The organism is Vibrio sp. 1288, assembly GCF_033344475.1.
In genome coordinates this window covers 233774-250427 of record NZ_JAWPOX010000001.1, presented here as the reverse complement: position 1 = coordinate 250427, position 16654 = coordinate 233774, and the positions used below count along the sequence as shown (strand labels likewise).

At 46.0% G+C, this 16654-nt stretch carries 15 protein-coding genes and 1 riboswitch; of the genes, 8 read left to right on the top strand and 7 right to left on the bottom strand.

Features of this window, described 5'->3' with window-relative positions; translation table 11 throughout:
- Window positions 1-39: 39 nt before the first annotated feature.
- Both ppa and fbp read right to left on the bottom strand, forming a co-directional pair.
- A complete protein-coding gene (gene ppa, locus R8O11_RS01060; protein WP_054574250.1) occupies window positions 40-570 on the bottom strand; it encodes an inorganic diphosphatase in 531 nt (176 codons plus the stop codon).
- A 127-nt stretch (window positions 571-697) separates the two neighbouring features.
- Window positions 698-1714: a class 1 fructose-bisphosphatase gene (fbp, locus tag R8O11_RS01055; RefSeq protein WP_005383114.1), complete on the bottom strand. Its 1017-nt coding sequence runs from the start codon at window positions 1712-1714 to the stop codon at window positions 698-700.
- A 312-nt stretch (window positions 1715-2026) separates the two neighbouring features.
- Here fbp and mpl point away from each other — a divergent pair, with 312 nt between their 5' ends.
- From mpl to thiQ, 5 genes are all read left to right on the top strand, one after another.
- A complete protein-coding gene (mpl, locus tag R8O11_RS01050) occupies window positions 2027-3385 on the top strand; it encodes a UDP-N-acetylmuramate:L-alanyl-gamma-D-glutamyl-meso-diaminopimelate ligase (protein ID WP_053303335.1) in 1359 nt (452 codons plus the stop codon).
- 5 nt (window positions 3386-3390) lie between these two features.
- On the top strand, window positions 3391-4029 hold the full coding sequence (locus tag R8O11_RS01045) for a flavin prenyltransferase UbiX (protein WP_005379640.1): 639 nt from the start codon (window positions 3391-3393) through the stop codon (window positions 4027-4029).
- A 37-nt stretch (window positions 4030-4066) separates the two neighbouring features.
- Window positions 4067-4203, top strand: a riboswitch (TPP riboswitch).
- 72 nt (window positions 4204-4275) lie between these two features.
- Complete coding sequence (gene thiB, locus R8O11_RS01040; protein WP_318193842.1) at window positions 4276-5268, top strand: thiamine ABC transporter substrate binding subunit; 993 nt, start codon at window positions 4276-4278, stop codon at window positions 5266-5268.
- A 41-nt stretch (window positions 5269-5309) separates the two neighbouring features.
- The gene (gene thiP, locus R8O11_RS01035; protein WP_318193841.1) at window positions 5310-6896 is read left to right on the top strand and encodes a thiamine/thiamine pyrophosphate ABC transporter permease ThiP; all 1587 of its coding nucleotides are present in this window, start codon (window positions 5310-5312) and stop codon (window positions 6894-6896) included.
- Entirely contained in the window at window positions 6896-7600 is a 705-nt protein-coding gene (gene thiQ / locus R8O11_RS01030; RefSeq protein ID WP_005379648.1) for a thiamine ABC transporter ATP-binding protein, read from the top strand. The genes thiP and thiQ overlap by 1 nt, the downstream gene beginning before the upstream one ends.
- Window positions 7601-7618: 18 nt before the next feature.
- On the opposite strand, the gene R8O11_RS01025 is transcribed toward thiQ, so the two are convergent.
- Window positions 7619-8566, bottom strand: a complete 948-nt coding sequence (locus R8O11_RS01025; RefSeq protein WP_005379650.1) for a LysR family transcriptional regulator — start codon at window positions 8564-8566, stop codon at window positions 7619-7621.
- A 92-nt stretch (window positions 8567-8658) separates the two neighbouring features.
- On the opposite strand from R8O11_RS01025, the gene R8O11_RS01020 reads away from it, so the two are divergent.
- The gene (locus tag R8O11_RS01020) at window positions 8659-9735 is read left to right on the top strand and encodes an alkene reductase (RefSeq protein ID WP_053349696.1); all 1077 of its coding nucleotides are present in this window, start codon (window positions 8659-8661) and stop codon (window positions 9733-9735) included.
- Between the two features lie 63 nt (window positions 9736-9798).
- Here the strand turns inward: R8O11_RS01020 and R8O11_RS01015 are convergent, their stop codons facing one another.
- The 4 genes from R8O11_RS01015 to argR all read right to left on the bottom strand — a co-directional run bounded on the left by R8O11_RS01015 (window position 9799) and on the right by argR (window position 14997).
- Window positions 9799-10236: a universal stress protein gene (locus R8O11_RS01015; RefSeq protein WP_318193840.1), complete on the bottom strand. Its 438-nt coding sequence runs from the start codon at window positions 10234-10236 to the stop codon at window positions 9799-9801.
- Window positions 10237-10281: 45 nt separating this feature from the next.
- Window positions 10282-12861, bottom strand: coding sequence for a TRAP transporter permease (locus R8O11_RS01010; RefSeq protein WP_115385708.1), 2580 nt, complete (start codon window positions 12859-12861; stop codon window positions 10282-10284).
- A 291-nt stretch (window positions 12862-13152) separates the two neighbouring features.
- Window positions 13153-14121, bottom strand: coding sequence for a TAXI family TRAP transporter solute-binding subunit (locus R8O11_RS01005; protein ID WP_054579268.1), 969 nt, complete (start codon window positions 14119-14121; stop codon window positions 13153-13155).
- 405 nt (window positions 14122-14526) lie between these two features.
- Window positions 14527-14997: a transcriptional regulator ArgR gene (gene argR / locus R8O11_RS01000; RefSeq protein WP_005379659.1), complete on the bottom strand. Its 471-nt coding sequence runs from the start codon at window positions 14995-14997 to the stop codon at window positions 14527-14529.
- A gap of 359 nt (window positions 14998-15356) precedes the next feature.
- On the opposite strand from argR, the gene mdh reads away from it, so the two are divergent.
- Both mdh and R8O11_RS00990 read left to right on the top strand, forming a co-directional pair.
- Window positions 15357-16292 (top strand): malate dehydrogenase, encoded by a 936-nt coding sequence (mdh, locus tag R8O11_RS00995; protein ID WP_005379660.1) that lies wholly within the window; start codon window positions 15357-15359, stop codon window positions 16290-16292.
- 113 nt (window positions 16293-16405) lie between these two features.
- Complete coding sequence (locus R8O11_RS00990; protein WP_005379661.1) at window positions 16406-16597, top strand: hypothetical protein; 192 nt, start codon at window positions 16406-16408, stop codon at window positions 16595-16597.
- The last annotated feature ends 57 nt before the right edge of the window (window positions 16598-16654 follow it).

The window sequence follows — 16654 nt, the reverse complement described above, 5'->3', positions numbered from 1 at the left end:
CTAGAGCAGCTCTTTTTAATTTTGTATCAGCAGTGATACTTATTTTTTCTGAGCTCGCTCGTAAGATTCTAGGATTTCAGCTTTGGCGGCAGCAACATCTGCCCAACCATCCACTTTCACCCATTTGCCTGCTTCAAGCTCTTTGTAACGCTCAAAGAATTGCGTGATCTGCGCTTTCAGTAGTTCTGGGATATCGCCCACATCTTGGATGTGCTCGTACTCTTTCGAGATTTTTGAGTGGGGAACCGCAAACACTTTTGCATCTTCACCCGATTCATCTGTCATCTTCAAAACGCCAACAGGACGGCAGCGAATGACTGAACCTGGCATGAGTGGGTATGGTGTTGGTACCAATACGTCGACTGGGTCGCCATCAAGAGACAGGGTATTGTTCACGTAGCCATAGTTGCATGGGTAGAACATTGGTGCAGACATGAAACGGTCGACAAATACAGCACCAGAGTCTTTATCTACTTCGTACTTGATTGGATCTGCATTTGCAGGAATTTCGATCACGACATAGATATCTTCAGGCAGCGACTTGCCTGCTGGTACATGGTTTAAGCTCATTAGAATATTCCTTTTCATTAACGATGAGTCACACAAAAGCGGCTTCATCTGATGATAAATTCGCGTTTCACTTTAGCGACAAAAACGCGGCAGGTAAACACCTGCCGCGTTGGACAAAGGTCTGAAATTATTCTTCGTCGCGGTGCAGTTCAAGGAACTCTTCAACTTTGCGAACCATGTTCTTCGAACCCACAAAGAAAGGTACACGCTGGTGCAACTCAGTAGGCTTGATGTCCATAATGCGATTCACGCCGTCCGATGCAATGCCCCCAGCTTGCTCAATGAGGAATGCCATAGGGTTACATTCGTAAAGCAGGCGTAGCTTGCCTTGTGGGTGGCTTTGTGTGCTTGGGTAAAGGTAGATACCACCTTTCAGTAGGTTGCGGTGGAAATCAGCAACCAGCGAGCCAATGTAGCGAGAAGTGTATGGGCGACCGTCTTCTGGCACGTTTTCTTGGCAGTACTTGATGTACTTCTTCACCCCTTGAGGGAAACGAATGTAATTACCTTCGTTGATGGAGTAGATCTTACCATCATCAGGAATCATCATGTTTTCATGAGAAAGACAGAAGCTGCCGATAGATGGGTCGTAAGTAAAGCCGTTTACGCCGTTACCAGTTGTGTATACCAACATGGTGGAGGAGCCGTAAATTACGTAGCCCGCAGCCACTTGTTTGTGACCAGGTTGTAGGAAGTCTTCTTCAGTTGGTGGAGTACCGATTGGAGAAACACGACGGTAAATCGAGAAGATAGTACCAACAGAGACGTTCACATCGATGTTAGAAGAGCCATCAAGTGGGTCCATCAGTACTACATATTTGGCGTTTTGGTTGAGTTCTTTATTGAACGCAACTGCTTCGTCTTCTTCTTCACTGGCAACGCCACACACTTGATCACGAGCTTCGAGCGCGGCTTTGAACTTATCGTTCGCGTAAACATCGAGCTTTTGCTGATCTTCACCTTGGACATTTTCCGTACCTACAGCACCAGTGATATCACCGAGACCCGCTGCGTTGATTTCGCGGTTAACGATTTTTGCAGCTAAACGAATGGAGGCTAAAAGGGATGATAGATCACCGCTAGCGTGGGGGAAATCCGCTTGTTTTTCGACAATGAACTCGCCTAGGGTGCGCAGTCCTGACATGGTTAATCCTTACATTTTCATTTCATTGGGGGTAGTGCGCAAGTGAGCATCTCTTTATGGATGTTAAACGATTGCGCTGGATGTAAGTTTAAGTCGCAGATCTTTTTAATGGTAATGAAGTAACTGTTTGAGATCTCAATTTATTTGTAGACTTGTTTGAGGGATTCATCAGTAAGCAAGAGGTTGTACAGTCTGTGTTCAACCTTGTCATATTTGTGAAAGGGACTGCAAGAAGAAGGCTAAAGTCACTCGCTTTTCAGGCGGTAATCGCGATAATGAAAGCATTAAAAAACGCATTACAAGGTTTAGTTTATGCACATTCATATCTTGGGTATCTGTGGCACATTTATGGGCGGCGCAGCGATTCTAGCGCGCCAATTAGGACATAAAGTCACTGGTTCTGATGCCAACGTTTATCCGCCAATGAGCACACTGCTTGAGTCTCAAGGTATTGAAATTATTGAAGGCTTTGACCCGTCTCAACTCGACCCTCAACCAGATCTTGTGGTGATTGGTAATGCGATGAGCCGTGGCAACCCTTGTGTCGAGCATGTGCTCAACACTAACATGCGCTACACCTCTGGTCCGCAGTGGCTCAACGAGTTTTTGCTGCATGATCGGTGGGTATTGGCGGTATCGGGTACACATGGGAAAACGACCACGTCGAGCATGCTTGCCTGGATACTTGAAGATTGTGGTTATCAACCGGGTTTCTTAGTCGGTGGGGTACTCGGTAACTTCGGAGTGTCTGCTCGTTTGGGTGAAAGCATGTTTTTTGTCGTTGAAGCGGACGAATATGACAGTGCTTTTTTCGATAAGCGTTCTAAGTTTGTGCATTACCATCCTCGCACTTTAATCATGAATAACCTTGAGTTCGATCATGCTGATATCTTCGATGATCTAGAGGCGATCAAGCGCCAATTCCATCATTTAGTGCGAACGGTTCCCGGCAATGGCTTAATCTTAGCTCCGAAGCAAGACCAAGCTTTGGCGGATGTATTAGAGCGTGGTTGCTGGACAGAAAAACAGTTCTCTGGTGAGAATGGTGACTGGCAAGCGCACAAATTAGTGCTTGATGGCTCAAAATTTGACGTTGCGTTGAAAGGCGAGAAGGTTGGTACCGTCGAATGGAATTTGGTGGGTGACCACAATGTGGATAATGCGCTGATGGCAATCGCTGCTGCACGACATGTTGGAGTCACTCCGGATCTTGCTTGCCAGGCATTAGGGCGTTTCATCAATACCAAGCGCCGTTTAGAGCTGAAAGGTGAAGAACAAGGTGTGACGGTTTACGATGATTTTGCGCATCACCCAACGGCAATTGAACTTACTGTCGGTGGTTTGCGTAACAAGGTAGGTGAAAAACGCATCCTAGCTGTGTTAGAGCCGCGTTCTGCCACCATGAAGCGTGGCGTACACAAAAACACACTTGCAGAGTCACTACACAGTGCAGATGAAGTCTTCTTGTTCCAGCCAGATAATATCGAGTGGTCTGTGCAAGACATTGCCGACCAATGCACACAGCCAGCGTTTGTCGATGCGGATATAGATAACTTTGTAGCCAAGATCGTCGAACGTGCGCGACCAGGTGACCAAATTCTAGTCATGAGCAACGGTGGCTTTGGTGGTATTCACGGAAAACTTCTTGAGCAGTTAAAACAAAAAGCCTGATTGATATGCAAAACAAAACACAACCCTCTCATAAAAAAGCCATCACGTTGGCATTAACGGGTGCTTCTGGTGCTCCCTACGGCCTTCGTCTTTTAGAATGCTTGGTTGCGGCGGATTATCATGTCTACGTTCTGATTTCTTCGGCAGCTCGTGTTGTGATGGCAACCGAGCATAATCTTAAGCTACCAAGTGGCCCAGAAGCGGCGCAGCAAGCATTGGTAGAGCACCTGAACTGCAATCGAAATAACATCACCGTTTGCGGTAAAGACGATTGGTTCTCGCCGGTTGCCTCTGGTTCTGCTGCACCCAAGCAAATGGTGGTTTGCCCATGCTCTGCGGGAAGCGTTGCAGCCATAGCACACGGTATGTCGGACAACTTGATCGAACGGGCCGCTGATGTAGTAATGAAAGAGCGCGGGCAGTTGTTGCTCGTGGTTCGCGAAACACCATTTTCAACGCTACATCTGGAGAACATGCACAAACTGTCGCAAATGGGCGTCACCATCATGCCAGCAGCTCCAGGCTTCTATCATCAGCCAAAGAGTATTGAAGACTTAGTGGATTTTATGGTGGCGAGAATTCTTGACCACTTAGGTATTGAGCAAGGTTTGGTGCCTCGTTGGGGTTATGACCAGCGCTCGTGAGCTGATTGTGTAACCACTCAAATACCTTTACAATCCATCCAACTCATCGGGGAGCAAACCCATTTAGCATTGAGTCAATCAATGCATTGGGGCGCTGAGACCTAAGTGTTTAACTAGGGACCCGTATTACCTGAACCAGATAATGCTGGCGTAGGAATTGAGTCTGGATATTGGAAGTCCTTAATAGCCGCCTCAAACCCTGTGCCGCTCAACTTATTTCTCTGAAATACTCATGGAGAGCGAGCAGTGAAACCCACTCTAAATCTGATTGCCCTAGCTGCAATCACCTCTACTTCAGCGTTTGCCGCTGAAAACACATTAACCATCTATACCTACGACTCTTTTGCCGCAGATTGGGGGCCGGGTCCTAAAATCGAGCAAGCTTTTGAAGCAAAATGTGGCTGTGACGTTAACTTCGTAGCGTTGGACGATGGTGTGTCGATTCTGAATCGTCTTCGTCTTGAAGGCGGTAATAGCAAAGCGGACATCGTATTAGGTTTGGATAACAATCTGATGGCAGAAGCGAAGAAAACCGGTCTGCTTGCCGAGCACAATGTGGATACGTCCAATACAGTGTTACCAAACGGTTGGAGTGACACGACGTTTGTACCGTACGATTACGGCTACTTCGCGTTTGTGTACAACAAAGAGAAACTGGCTAATCCGCCGAAAAGCATGAAAGAGCTGGTGGAAACGCGCGACGATCTGAAAGTGATTTACCAAGATCCGCGGACTTCAACGCCGGGCCAAGGCTTAATGCTATGGATGAAATCTATTTATGGCGACGATGTGACGCAAGCGTGGCAGAAGCTAGCGAGCAAAACCGTAACGGTCACGAAAGGTTGGTCTGAGGCGTATTCTATGTTCCTCAATGGTGAGTCCGATTTAGTGCTTTCTTACACCACTTCACCTGCGTACCACTTAATTGCGGAAAACGATTCGAAGTTTGCTACGGCGAATTTTGCTGAAGGCCACTACATGCAAGTTGAAGTAGCCGCCAAAGTGAAAGGGGCAAAAAACTCAGAACTTGCTGATCAATTTATGAGTTTCATTTTAAGTGATGAGTTCCAATCGGCGATGCCAACGGGTAACTGGATGTACCCAGTCACTGACGTTGAGTTACCTAATGGTTTTGAAACTTTGAGTGTTCCAAGCAAGTCGTTGAGCTTTAGTGCTGATGAAGTGGCAAAAATGCGTAAGTCTTGGATTCGCGAATGGCAAAGCGCATTGACGTTTTAGCTGACGTTTCCATCCTCATCTGAATGAGATAGGTTTTACCTTTGAATTCTGTTCCAAAAATAGGTTTAGGGGTCGCGATGATCATCGCGACCTTTGTTATTTCTGCCCTAGGTGCTTTGATTGTTCAAGCCCCTTCACTTGATGTGTCTGTGGTATGGGGCGACCCGTACTATCAACATGTCACCAAGTTCAGTTTCTACCAAGCGTTTCTTTCCACATTGCTCAGTGTTGGCTTTGCCATTCCAGTAGCGCACGCACTTTCGCGTCGCCAATTTATTGGTAAATCATTACTGCTTAAGCTGTTTGCATCGACACTGGTTTTACCGGTTTTGGTTGGTGTTTTTGGGTTGTTAGCGATTTATGGCAACAGTGGTTTGTTGGCGCAGTGGTTGCAAAGTTTCGATACTAAACTGCCATTCTCTATTTACGGTTTGAACGGTATTTTACTCGCCCATGTGTTCTTTAATTTACCTTACGCGGCGCGATTGCTTCTGCAAGCCTTGGAGTCTATTCCTGCCGAGCAGCATAAGCTTTGCGCGCATCTTGGGATGAGCCATTGGGATAAGTTTCGCTGGGTAGAATGGCCGCGTTTAAGGCAGCAGCTTCCCCACGTTTGTGGGTTGGTGTTTATGTTGTGCTTTACCAGTTTTGCCACTGTAATGGCGTTGGGGGGCGGGCCAAAATCCACCACCATTGAATTGGCCATTTACCAAGCGATTAAGTTTGATTTTGATTTACAAGCTGGGGCGTTATTGGCGCTGTGGCAGATGCTGTTATGTGGACTGCTTGCTATTGGTGTGCAGAAGTTAACAAAGCCTGTTGCTATCAGTGCTGGCAGCACATCGGTACAGCAATTTTTAACGAAGGATCATGGGTGGTCAAAAGCTTGGGATAGCTTATGGATCATAGGTGCCTTTTTACTGGTAATACCGCCGTTATTGATGGTGTTACTGAGTGGCATCAACCAACAAGTTTGGACAGTATTAACCGATGAGCGTTTTTGGTCTGCGCTATTGAACTCCCTCAAAGTCGCCTGTGTCGCTAGCGCGCTTGCGGTCGCTGCAGGGGTGTCCATACTATTGACCAGTCGCCGTTGGAGGTTGCAGTACAAAAACACGCGAGCCGATCAGATAGAGTTAATCGGCACCATTATTTTGGTGACTCCAGGTCTGGTGATTAGCACCGGTTTATTCTTACTACTGCGCACATTTACCGATGTTTTTAGCTTGGCATTTTTTGTCGTGATTTTGGTGAACGGTTTGATGGCTTTGCCTTACGTGATCAAAACGCTAGCGCAGCCAATGCTGCACATTGAACAACAGTATCAGTATGTATGTGCCAGCTTAGGCATGCGTGGCTGGCAACGGTTTAAAGTGGTGGAGTGGCAGGCGCTACGCAAGCCGTTTGCACATGCGTTTGCGATCAGCTTTATGTTTGCAATAGGGGATTTAAGTGCCATCGCACTGTTTGGTGGACAAGAGTTTCGTACCTTACCTCTGTATTTGTTCCAGTTGCTTGGCAGTTATCAGATGGACGCAGCTGCGGTGGTATCGGTGACCCTATTGTTGTTGAGTGTGGGCTGTTTTGCCTTGATTGAGAAAGTATTGAAAACGAAGGAGAGAGCGTAATGTTAGTGTTGGATGATGTGCAGTACACCTACCAACGTGAACTGTTTCGTTTTGACTTAACGATTGAGCAAGGACAGATTGTATCGCTGATGGGACCAAGTGGGGCAGGGAAGTCAACCTTGCTGGCGTTGGTGGCAGGATTCATCCATCCTGACCGTGGTGATATTTGTGTTGATGGTGAGTCCATTGTGCGTAAAGAGCCTTATCTGCGTCCGTTCTCTATGTTGTTCCAAGAGCACAATTTGTTTGCTCACTTATCGGTGCGTGACAACATCGGTTTGGGCTTACACCCAGGGCTAAAGCTTACGGTGGACCAAAATCGTCAGATTGAACAAGCCGCGCAGCAAGTTGGTGTTGCAGAGTACCTCGACCGTTTGCCAGAGCATCTTTCTGGTGGCCAGCGTCAACGTGTTGCCTTAGCGCGTTGTTTTGTTCAGCCTCATCCCATGTGGCTATTGGATGAGCCGTTCTCGGCGCTTGATCCGGTGTTGCGTGAAGAGATGCTGAGCTTGGTAAAAAAACTCGCAGCAGAGCGGGGAATAACCGTATTGATGGTCACGCACCATTTAAGCGATGCCAAAGCGATTGCCAGCCACTTTGTGTTTGTGGCAGATGGTAAAGTGGAAGCCGCGGGTGATATGTCTGCATTGAGTGAACAGCATGCTAGTGAGAAGCTTGCGGCATTTATCCGAGCCGCATGCTAGTGCCTGATAGTTGCTAGGTTATGCTTCTCCGCAACACAAACCATGCCTAGGGCCAAATTCAAATTGAGATCTTAAGCTCATGATATGGTCAATCATTGCTTGTACGCGCCGTGGGCGGTTTGCTCCAGGACGATAGACTAGATAAATAGGCATTGGTACCGTGTGCCATTGCGGCAACACTCTGACTAAGGTGCCACTTTCTAGCTCTTGCGTCATGTTTTGCACAGGTAAGTTAGCGATGCCTAGTCCTTTAAGTGCACCTTTCAATATTGCTTCTACAGTTGTACTTGAGAAGTTACTGGTTATTGAAACATTGACGGTATTATCGTGTGAGATCAGCGTCCAAGGCCCTATTTCTGAAACATATTGATACCTCAAACAGTTGTGTTTTGTCAGATCTTCTGGCGTTTCAGGTACGCCGAACTCAGCTAAATACTCAGGGCTAGCAGCCAGAACTCGAGTGGTATAGCCTAATTTTTTTGCGATCAATCGATCATCAACTATCTGACCGACTCGAATTGCCATATCAAAGCCGTGTGAAAAGAGATCAACAAAATCGTTCGATGCTTCTAACGCAATTTGTACTTTTGGCCATTGTTTTAAAAATGGCAAAAAGATGTGCTCCGCCATATACGCATCCAACGCTGGTGGCGCGGAAATACGCAGCCGGCCTTGGATCTGTTGTTCCATCTCCTGAACGTCATGGCCAATTGAGTGGAATTCCTCAACTAAGCTTGCAGCACGCTCTAAAACCATTTGGCCAGCTTCGGTGATCACTAACTTTCGGGTTGTGCGCTCTAGCAGTTTGGCTTCAAAGTGTTGTTCGAGTTTGGTTATGGCTTTGCTAACAGTAGATTTTGGTAGGTTTAACTCCAGCGCGCACTTGGTTAAGCTCAGTAGTCGACAGCTTGTGACAAAGATAGAAAGCGTTCTAAAGTCAATTGTTTCTAAATTGCGAACAATCACTTTCAATTATCCATATTGTTTCAATATTAATCTGATTATAGTCTGGCACCTCATCCTTAGCCATCAAGTTATTGTCATTTGAGGTAAACAACATGTCCAACTCTGTAGACTTATTTTCTCCTATCGAACTCGGTCAATTAGCATTAGATAACCGTGCCATTATGGCGCCTTTAACGCGAGCTCGTGCTGGCGCAGACCATATTCCTAATGACCTTATGGTTGAATACTACGCTCAACGTGCGAGTGCCGGACTTATCATTGCTGAATGCACCATGGTGATGGAAGGTACGTCTGCTTTCATGGCAGAGCCGGGCATTTACAACGAAGAGCAAATCGCAGCTTGGAAAAAGGTAACGGATGCGGTTCATGAGAGAGGCGGTAAGATTGTACTGCAAATTTGGCATGCGGGACGAGCTTGTCATCCTGATCTGAATGAAGGAAAAACACCTGTAGCGGCGAGCGCATTGGCCATTCGTGATGAATTAGTCCATACCCCTTCGGGTAAGCAAGCATATACGGTACCACGAGCACTCGAAGTGGATGAGATAGCTTCCATTGTTGCGGCGTTTAAACAAGGTGCAGAAAACGCCAAGAAAGCCGGCTTTGATGGGGTCGAGATACATGGCGCCAATGGTTATCTTATTGATAACTTCCTTCGTGACGGCTCAAATTTACGTACCGATGAATACGGTGGCTCGGTTGAAAATCGTGCTCGATTTTTACTTGAGATAGTGAAAGAAGTCGTTGAGGTGTGGGGACCCGGAAGAGTCGGTCTGCGTACATCTCCGCTAAATGGATTTAATGACATGAAAGACAGTGATCCAGTTGGCTTGGTGCGTTACTTAGCAGAGCAACTTAATTCTTTCGATCTTGCTTATTGGCACGTGATGCGTGCGGATCTGAAAGGCGTACAAAAAGCAGATGTTCTCAAGCCAGCACGCGAAAACTATAAAGGTCACTTAATGGCGAACGTGGGCTACAGTGCACAAGAAGCGGCAACAGCAATTGCAGAAAACAAAGTTGATGTGGTCGCATTTGGCGTTCCCTTTATCGCAAACCCAGATTTAGTTGAGCGATTTAAGAAAAATGCACCTCTTAATGAGGCGAAACCAGAACACTTTTATTTGGGTGGAGCAGAAGGTTATACCGATTACCCAGTGATGGCATAACCCTTACTTGTTTAATATAAAAAGGACGCTAATGTTAGCGTCCTTTTTCGTTTCTGTATTTACTTAGCCTTGCGGTTTTACGACCATCACATTGATTGGAGAATATTCCACAACCTTACTCGCGACAGAGCCAAGCATTACTTTATTGATTTTAGAGCGCTTGTGGCTTGGCATAATGATGAGATCTGCGCCTAAACATTCTGCATAATCAAGAATGGTCGCGTAGGCCTTGCCTTCAGCAACATGCACTTGGTAAACCACATCTTCAGCAATATGCTCATTAGCGAAAGCTTTTAGTTGCTGCTTCACGTCTTGCTTCATTTTGGCTGCAGCATCTTTCGGAAAGTATGTGGCAACCATCGACATGTGAATACCAGGTAGTACCGTCAGAAGATGGATTTGAGCATTTGCTTGCTTTGCCTGCCAAACCGCTAGTTCAACTGCTCGGTCTGAAAAGCCTTGGTCATTTAGATCAACCGGAACAAGAATTTGTTTGTACATTCAATGTCTCTCATTAAGGCCCCTTTATCCTCGGGGCCAAATCGGTTATGCGCTCAATTGTTCCTTACGAGCACGACGTTTTTGGTTCATGGCAAGCACCAGCAGAAGAATCAAGCAAGGTACAAACACCCACTCTTTCATCGGACGGTCTGCATCCTGGATAACCCACTTGATTTCCCAATCAAAGTCGATACCTGCGGACTCTGCTGGACTACCAAATTCAACCATATCGACAATCATTTTGTTGTCACTTTCGGTCAGCATCAGACCCATAGATGAAATACGTGCGTCTGCTGTTGTCGCACTGTCTTCGAATGGAAGACGAACCGTTTTCTCAATGTAGTCGCCCTCAAGGTTTTCACCGGCAACACGTAACTCCAATGATTCTCCTACATTTAGTGTTTCCGTGATTTGAGCTACCTCAACGCCAGGAGAAAGAACTTTCGCTGGGTACAGCATGTCCCACCAAAAACCTGGACGGAAAAACGAAAACGTCAGTACTAATAATAGGACTGTTTCCCACCACTTGTTACGCGTGAACCACCACCCTTGAGTTGCCGCAGAGAAAATCAGCATTGCAATGATCGATGAGATGACCGTGAGTGCCAAATGCCACCAAGAGTCGATCCCCATTAACAATAGCTGGGTATTGAACACAAACATGAACGGCAAAATAGCGGTTCGAATATCGTAAGTAAAACCTTGGATACCGGTACGAATTGGATCTGATTTCGCAATTGCGGCTGCTGCAAAAGCCGCAAGACCTACAGGTGGGGTATCGTCGGCCAAAATACCAAAGTAGAAAACGAACAAGTGCACCGCTATCAACGGAATAATCAAGCCATGCGCTGCGCCGAGCGTAACAATGACCGGCGCCATTAGCGTAGAGACCACGATGTAGTTCGCCGTTGTTGGCAGACCCATCCCCAGAACCAAGCTAATGATGGCGGTAAACAGCAGCATAAGAATGATGCTGCCACCAGAGATAAACTCGACGAAGTCGGTCATCACTAGGCCGATACCCGTTAGTGTAACAACACCAACAACGGTGCCCGCTGCCGCGGTTGCAACGCCGATACCAATCATATTGCGCGCACCAGAAACTAAGCTCTCGGCAAGATCGACAAAGCCATCTTTGGTTTGCTGAAGCATGTCACCTTGCTTTGACAGCAGTGCAATCAACGGACGTTGAGTCAGCAAAATGAAAATCATGAACACCGTTGCCCAGAATGCCGAAAGGCCAGGTGAGAAACGTTCGACAGTCAAACACCAAACCAATACGACGATAGGGAGTAGGTAGTGCAAGCCTGACTTAACGGTTGGACCAGGATCAGGTACTTCTGTTAATTCTGCATCAATCTCAATTGCGCCATCTTGCACGTGATTTGCTGAGACTTTCACCAACCCAACGTACGCGATTAATAGTGCGACGGTAACAATTGGTGTCGCGGCATCACCAAAGACGTCCTTTGTCCAACCCACTCCGTAGTAAACCAATGCGCTGATCACACACAATCCTAAGATTGTGCCAGTAAAGGACAGCAGACTTTGTACTAGTGTTGGGTTGTGGCGACGAGGAAGGCCCGTCATGCCTGCTTTACATGCTTCAAGGTGAACAATGTAAATTAAAGCAATATAAGAGATTAGCGCTGGAAGTAGGGCAGCTTTAATCACCTCAACGTAGGAGATACCGACGTATTCCACCATCAAAAATGCTGCTGCACCCATGATTGGCGGTGTTAACTGACCATTGGTTGAAGCCGCTACCTCTACCGCACCCGCTTTTGTGCCGGGAAAGCCAACACGCTTCATCAGTGGAATGGTAAAGGTGCCAGTTGTTACTACGTTTGCGATTGAAGAACCAGAAACCAGACCAGATAAACCTGATGCAACAACGGCCGCTTTAGCTGGACCACCTTTCATATGGCCAAGCAACGAGAAGGCAACTTTAATGAAGTAAGCACCAGCACCAGCGCGTTCCAGCATTGCTCCAAACAATACAAACAAGAAGACAAAAGAGGTAGAAACACCTAGCGCAACTCCAAATACGCCTTCAGTTGTTAGCCACAAGTGAGACATGGCCTTGTTCAAGCTTGCCCCTTTGTGCGCGATAACGTCAGGCATGTAAGGGCCTGCAAAGGTGTAAGTAAGGAAAACAGCAGCCACGACCATTAATGGTGGACCAAGTGCTCGGCGTGTTGCTTCTAAAAGGAGGAGCATACCGATAACAGCAACAACGATATCAACTGTTGTCGGTGCGCCTGAGCGTCCTGCTAGCTCGGTATAAAAAAGGTATATATAGGCTGCTGAAAAGCTGCCAGCCAACGCGAGTATCCAATCAACAAGAGGGATATGATCGCGAGGAGAATTCTTCATCGCTGGATAAGCAGTGAAAGCCAAAAAGATCGCGAAAGTAAGGTGGATAGATCGCGCTTCCGTGTCGTTCAGTACGCCAAAATTGAAAATAAATGGTAACGGGGATGCGTACCATAATTGAAATAGTGACCAACACAGAGGAACAAACCAAAGGATTCGTCCTTGCATTCCCGAAGGGCTACGTGCACCTGTGTCTGCCTGAGCCACCATTTCTTGCACATCTTGTGACGGAGCTTGATTCGTCGCCATGTACTTTTTCCTTATTATTGATGGTCCTGTCTGATTTTTATCGAGAACCACACTTCGCCTCTATCAGTGTAGTGAATGGAGCGAAGTTTGCTTTCGAGTATTTTGCTGCCTGAACTCAAAGTGTTGATTGTTGGATACTCTGTTAGGCGGCGTTTAAGTTTTCTTGGGTATGAGCTCGCAGTTTTCAGAAGAAAACTGGCGAATGAAGCATACAGTTAGAACGTGCTACAACCTGTATGCTCAAACAGGCAGAAAATATTCTTTCCTGCCTGTATGTAGAGTCTGAGGAAATTACTTAATTAGACCCATTTCTTTGTAGTATTTTTCTGCACCTGGGTGAAGAGGAATAGAAAGACCAGCTTTCACCATGTCTTCTTTCTTCAAGTTTGCGAATGCAGGGTGTAGACGTTTGAAGGTATCAAAGTTTTCAAACACAGCTTTTGCCACGTTGTAAGCGACATCGTCTGAAACATCAGAGGTCGTTACCATTGTTGCTGCAACACCAAAGCTGTTTACGTCTTTGTCTGTGCCGCGGTACATACCAGCCGGTACTGAGCTAAAGGCGTAGTATGGGTTGTCGGCAACAATTTTATCGATTTTAGGGCCTGTTGCTGAAACTAGCTTCGCATCACATGATGTGGTTGCTTCTTTGATTGAACCGTTCGGGTGGCCGACCATGTAAATGAAGGCGTCAATTTTGTTATCACAAAGTGCCTGAGAGCGTTCAGAGCCTTTTAGCTCAGACGCCAATTTGAAGCTGTCGTTTGTCCAACCCATCGCTTCCATGACAACGCCCATCGTTGCACGGTCACCAGAGCCTGGATTACCGATGTTTACGCGCTTACCTTTCAGGTCTTCAACGTTTTCAATACCTGAATCTGCACGCGCAATGATGTTGAAAGGTTCTGTATGAAGAGAGAACATTGCGCGTAGCTTCTTGTACGGGCCTTGTTCTTCAAACTTGCTCGTACCGTTGTAGCCGTGGTACTGCCAATCCGATTGCACGATACCAAAATCTAATTCGCCTGCACGGATAGTGTTAACGTTGTAAATTGAGCCACCAGTCGATTCTACTGAACAACGGATGTTGTGGTCTTTACGACCTTTATTTACCAACTTACAGATAGCACCACCAGTTGGGTAGTAAACACCTGTCACAGAGCCAGTACCGATGGTAATAAACTCTTGAGCGTTAACTGCGCTTGCGCCCATTACGGCTGCAGCGATAGCGCCTACTTTGAGAAGTTTGTTAAATGCCATGAATTTCCCTTCCTTATATTCATTATTTACCCGGAAATAACCATAAATCACTTCTGGAGTTTCCTATTTGGAAACGGCACCTTTTTCAATCCAATCGTTTGAAAAAGCGAGCGAATCATAACAAAAAATTGGCAGAAAATTATCCAATTGTTAAATGTTATAGTTGATAAGTCTGAATTTTGTATCAGGGGATAGGATTCAATTTGTGATTTAATTCTTTTTATAACAATTACTTAATTAACGTTTAGTGACTGAAATGAAAAAGATCAATTGCGTGATGTTAATCACAAAATGGATGGTTAAAGAATGAGCGGAGTAAGCAAAAAATTTACATAAATTATGGGCTACAAAATGAGACTTCTTTTATAACCCACAATGAGTTAGCTGATTGAAGCTTTATAGAACTTAACCAGTATATTCGAACAGCTCGCACACTGATTTGAAGAGTTGCTCAGTCGTAATTGCCATGGTTGGCGTAATGAAAATGGTATCGTCACCTGCGACAACACCAAGAATACCTTCGGATTTACCGAGTGAATCAAGCAAGCGAGCAATCAACTGTGCTGCACCTGGGCCAGTGTGAATTACTACTAACGCTGCGTTACGATCGATGTCTAGTACTAGTTCACGCAGAGAACTGCTGACTGTTGGGACACCTAGCTCAGCAGGAAGACAGTAAACCATTTCCATTTTTGCATTGCGCGTACGGACGGCGCCAAATTTAGTCAGCATACGTGAGACTTTAGATTGGTTGATACTCTCAAACCCTTGCTGTTTGAGTGCGTCAACAATCTCGCCCTGTGAGCCAAAGCTTTCTTCTTTTAACAGGGCTTTAAAGGCGCGAACTAAGTTGTCTTGTTTTTCTGAATTGCGCATAGTCATTACAAATCTCTTATTACGGGTCAGCAATTTTGCATATTCTCGCATATATATTCAGGCGGTGCCAAAGAGTCCCAGGATTATGTTAGATGCGTCACTGTAAACTATGAACCACATAGAATTCTTTAGCGCGCTGAAGTAGGGCTGTATCTGTTTTCTTGAATTCCTTGTCATTTCAACAGAATAAAAGAATAATCCAAGCCCCATTTGTAGCACGGTAACAGCGAGTTGCGCGAGGTCGCAAAGCTAGCGTTAATTGATTGTAATCAAGTTGTGATTCCGATAGCTTTATTTAAGTTGGTTACAAACTACCCTACGAATACGTTTATAAGAGAAATACTCTCAAGGAGAACTACATGAAAGTAGCCGTTATTGGTGCCGCTGGTGGCATCGGTCAAGCCCTGGCCCTTCTACTTAAGAACCGTCTTCCTGCTGGTTCTGATCTAGCCCTATATGATATTGCTCCAGTAACTCCTGGTGTGGCCGCTGATCTTAGCCACATCCCTACGCCAGTTTCTATCAAAGGTTACGCTGGTGAAGATCCTACTCCAGCACTAGAAGGCGCGGATGTTGTGCTAATTTCTGCTGGTGTTGCGCGTAAGCCAGGTATGGATCGTGCGGATCTATTTAATGTAAACGCTGGTATCGTTAAATCGCTAGCGGAGAAGATTGCGGTTGTTTGTCCGAAAGCTTGTGTTGGTATCATCACAAACCCTGTAAATACAACAGTGCCAATTGCTGCTGAAGTTCTTAAAAAAGCGGGTGTTTATGATAAGCGTCGTCTATTTGGTGTAACAACGTTGGATGTTATCCGTTCAGAAACGTTTGTTGCTGAGCTAAAAGACAAAGATCCAGGTGACGTTCGCGTGCCAGTTATTGGTGGTCACTCTGGCGTAACGATCTTACCTCTACTGTCTCAAGTAGAAGGTGTTGAGTTTACAGCTGAAGAAGTAGAAGCATTAACGAAACGTATTCAAAATGCAGGTACTGAAGTTGTAGAAGCGAAAGCGGGTGGTGGTAGTGCAACACTATCAATGGGCCAAGCTGCATGTCGCTTTGGTCTGTCTCTGGTTCGTGCTCTTCAAGGTGAAGAAGGCGTAGTTGAGTGCGCTTACGTTGAAGGCGACGGCGAACACGCGACTTACTTCGCGCAACCTGTGAAACTGGGTAAAGAAGGCGTTGAAGAAGTACTAAGCTACGGCAAACTCAGCGATTACGAAAAGTCTGCATTAGACGGTATGCTAGAAACACTAAATGGCGACATCAACATTGGTGTTGAATTCGCAAAGTAATCTAGAAAGCCTATATAAGAAGAAAGCCGATCATTTTGATCGGCTTTTTTGATCCTTGATTTCTCAACTTCGTAAAAATGGTCGAATAAAACCACGTAGTGAAGGAGAAGATGATGGAAGCGAGTCGAATCCGTAAAGGCATGGTTGTTGAGTGCCAACAAGGCGTCGGTACGATATTAGTGGTCGACCATGAAGCAGAGACGGTATTGTTGTCCAAACAAGGGACTGAACAGCAACTCGCCGTTAGCTTTGATGAAATAGAAGATGATCCACAACTGCATGGCGGTAGTGACAGATATTACTAGCGCCTCGGGGCGTCGTCATTAGGTATCAAACGTAAAAAAGGAAGAGCATGCTCTTCC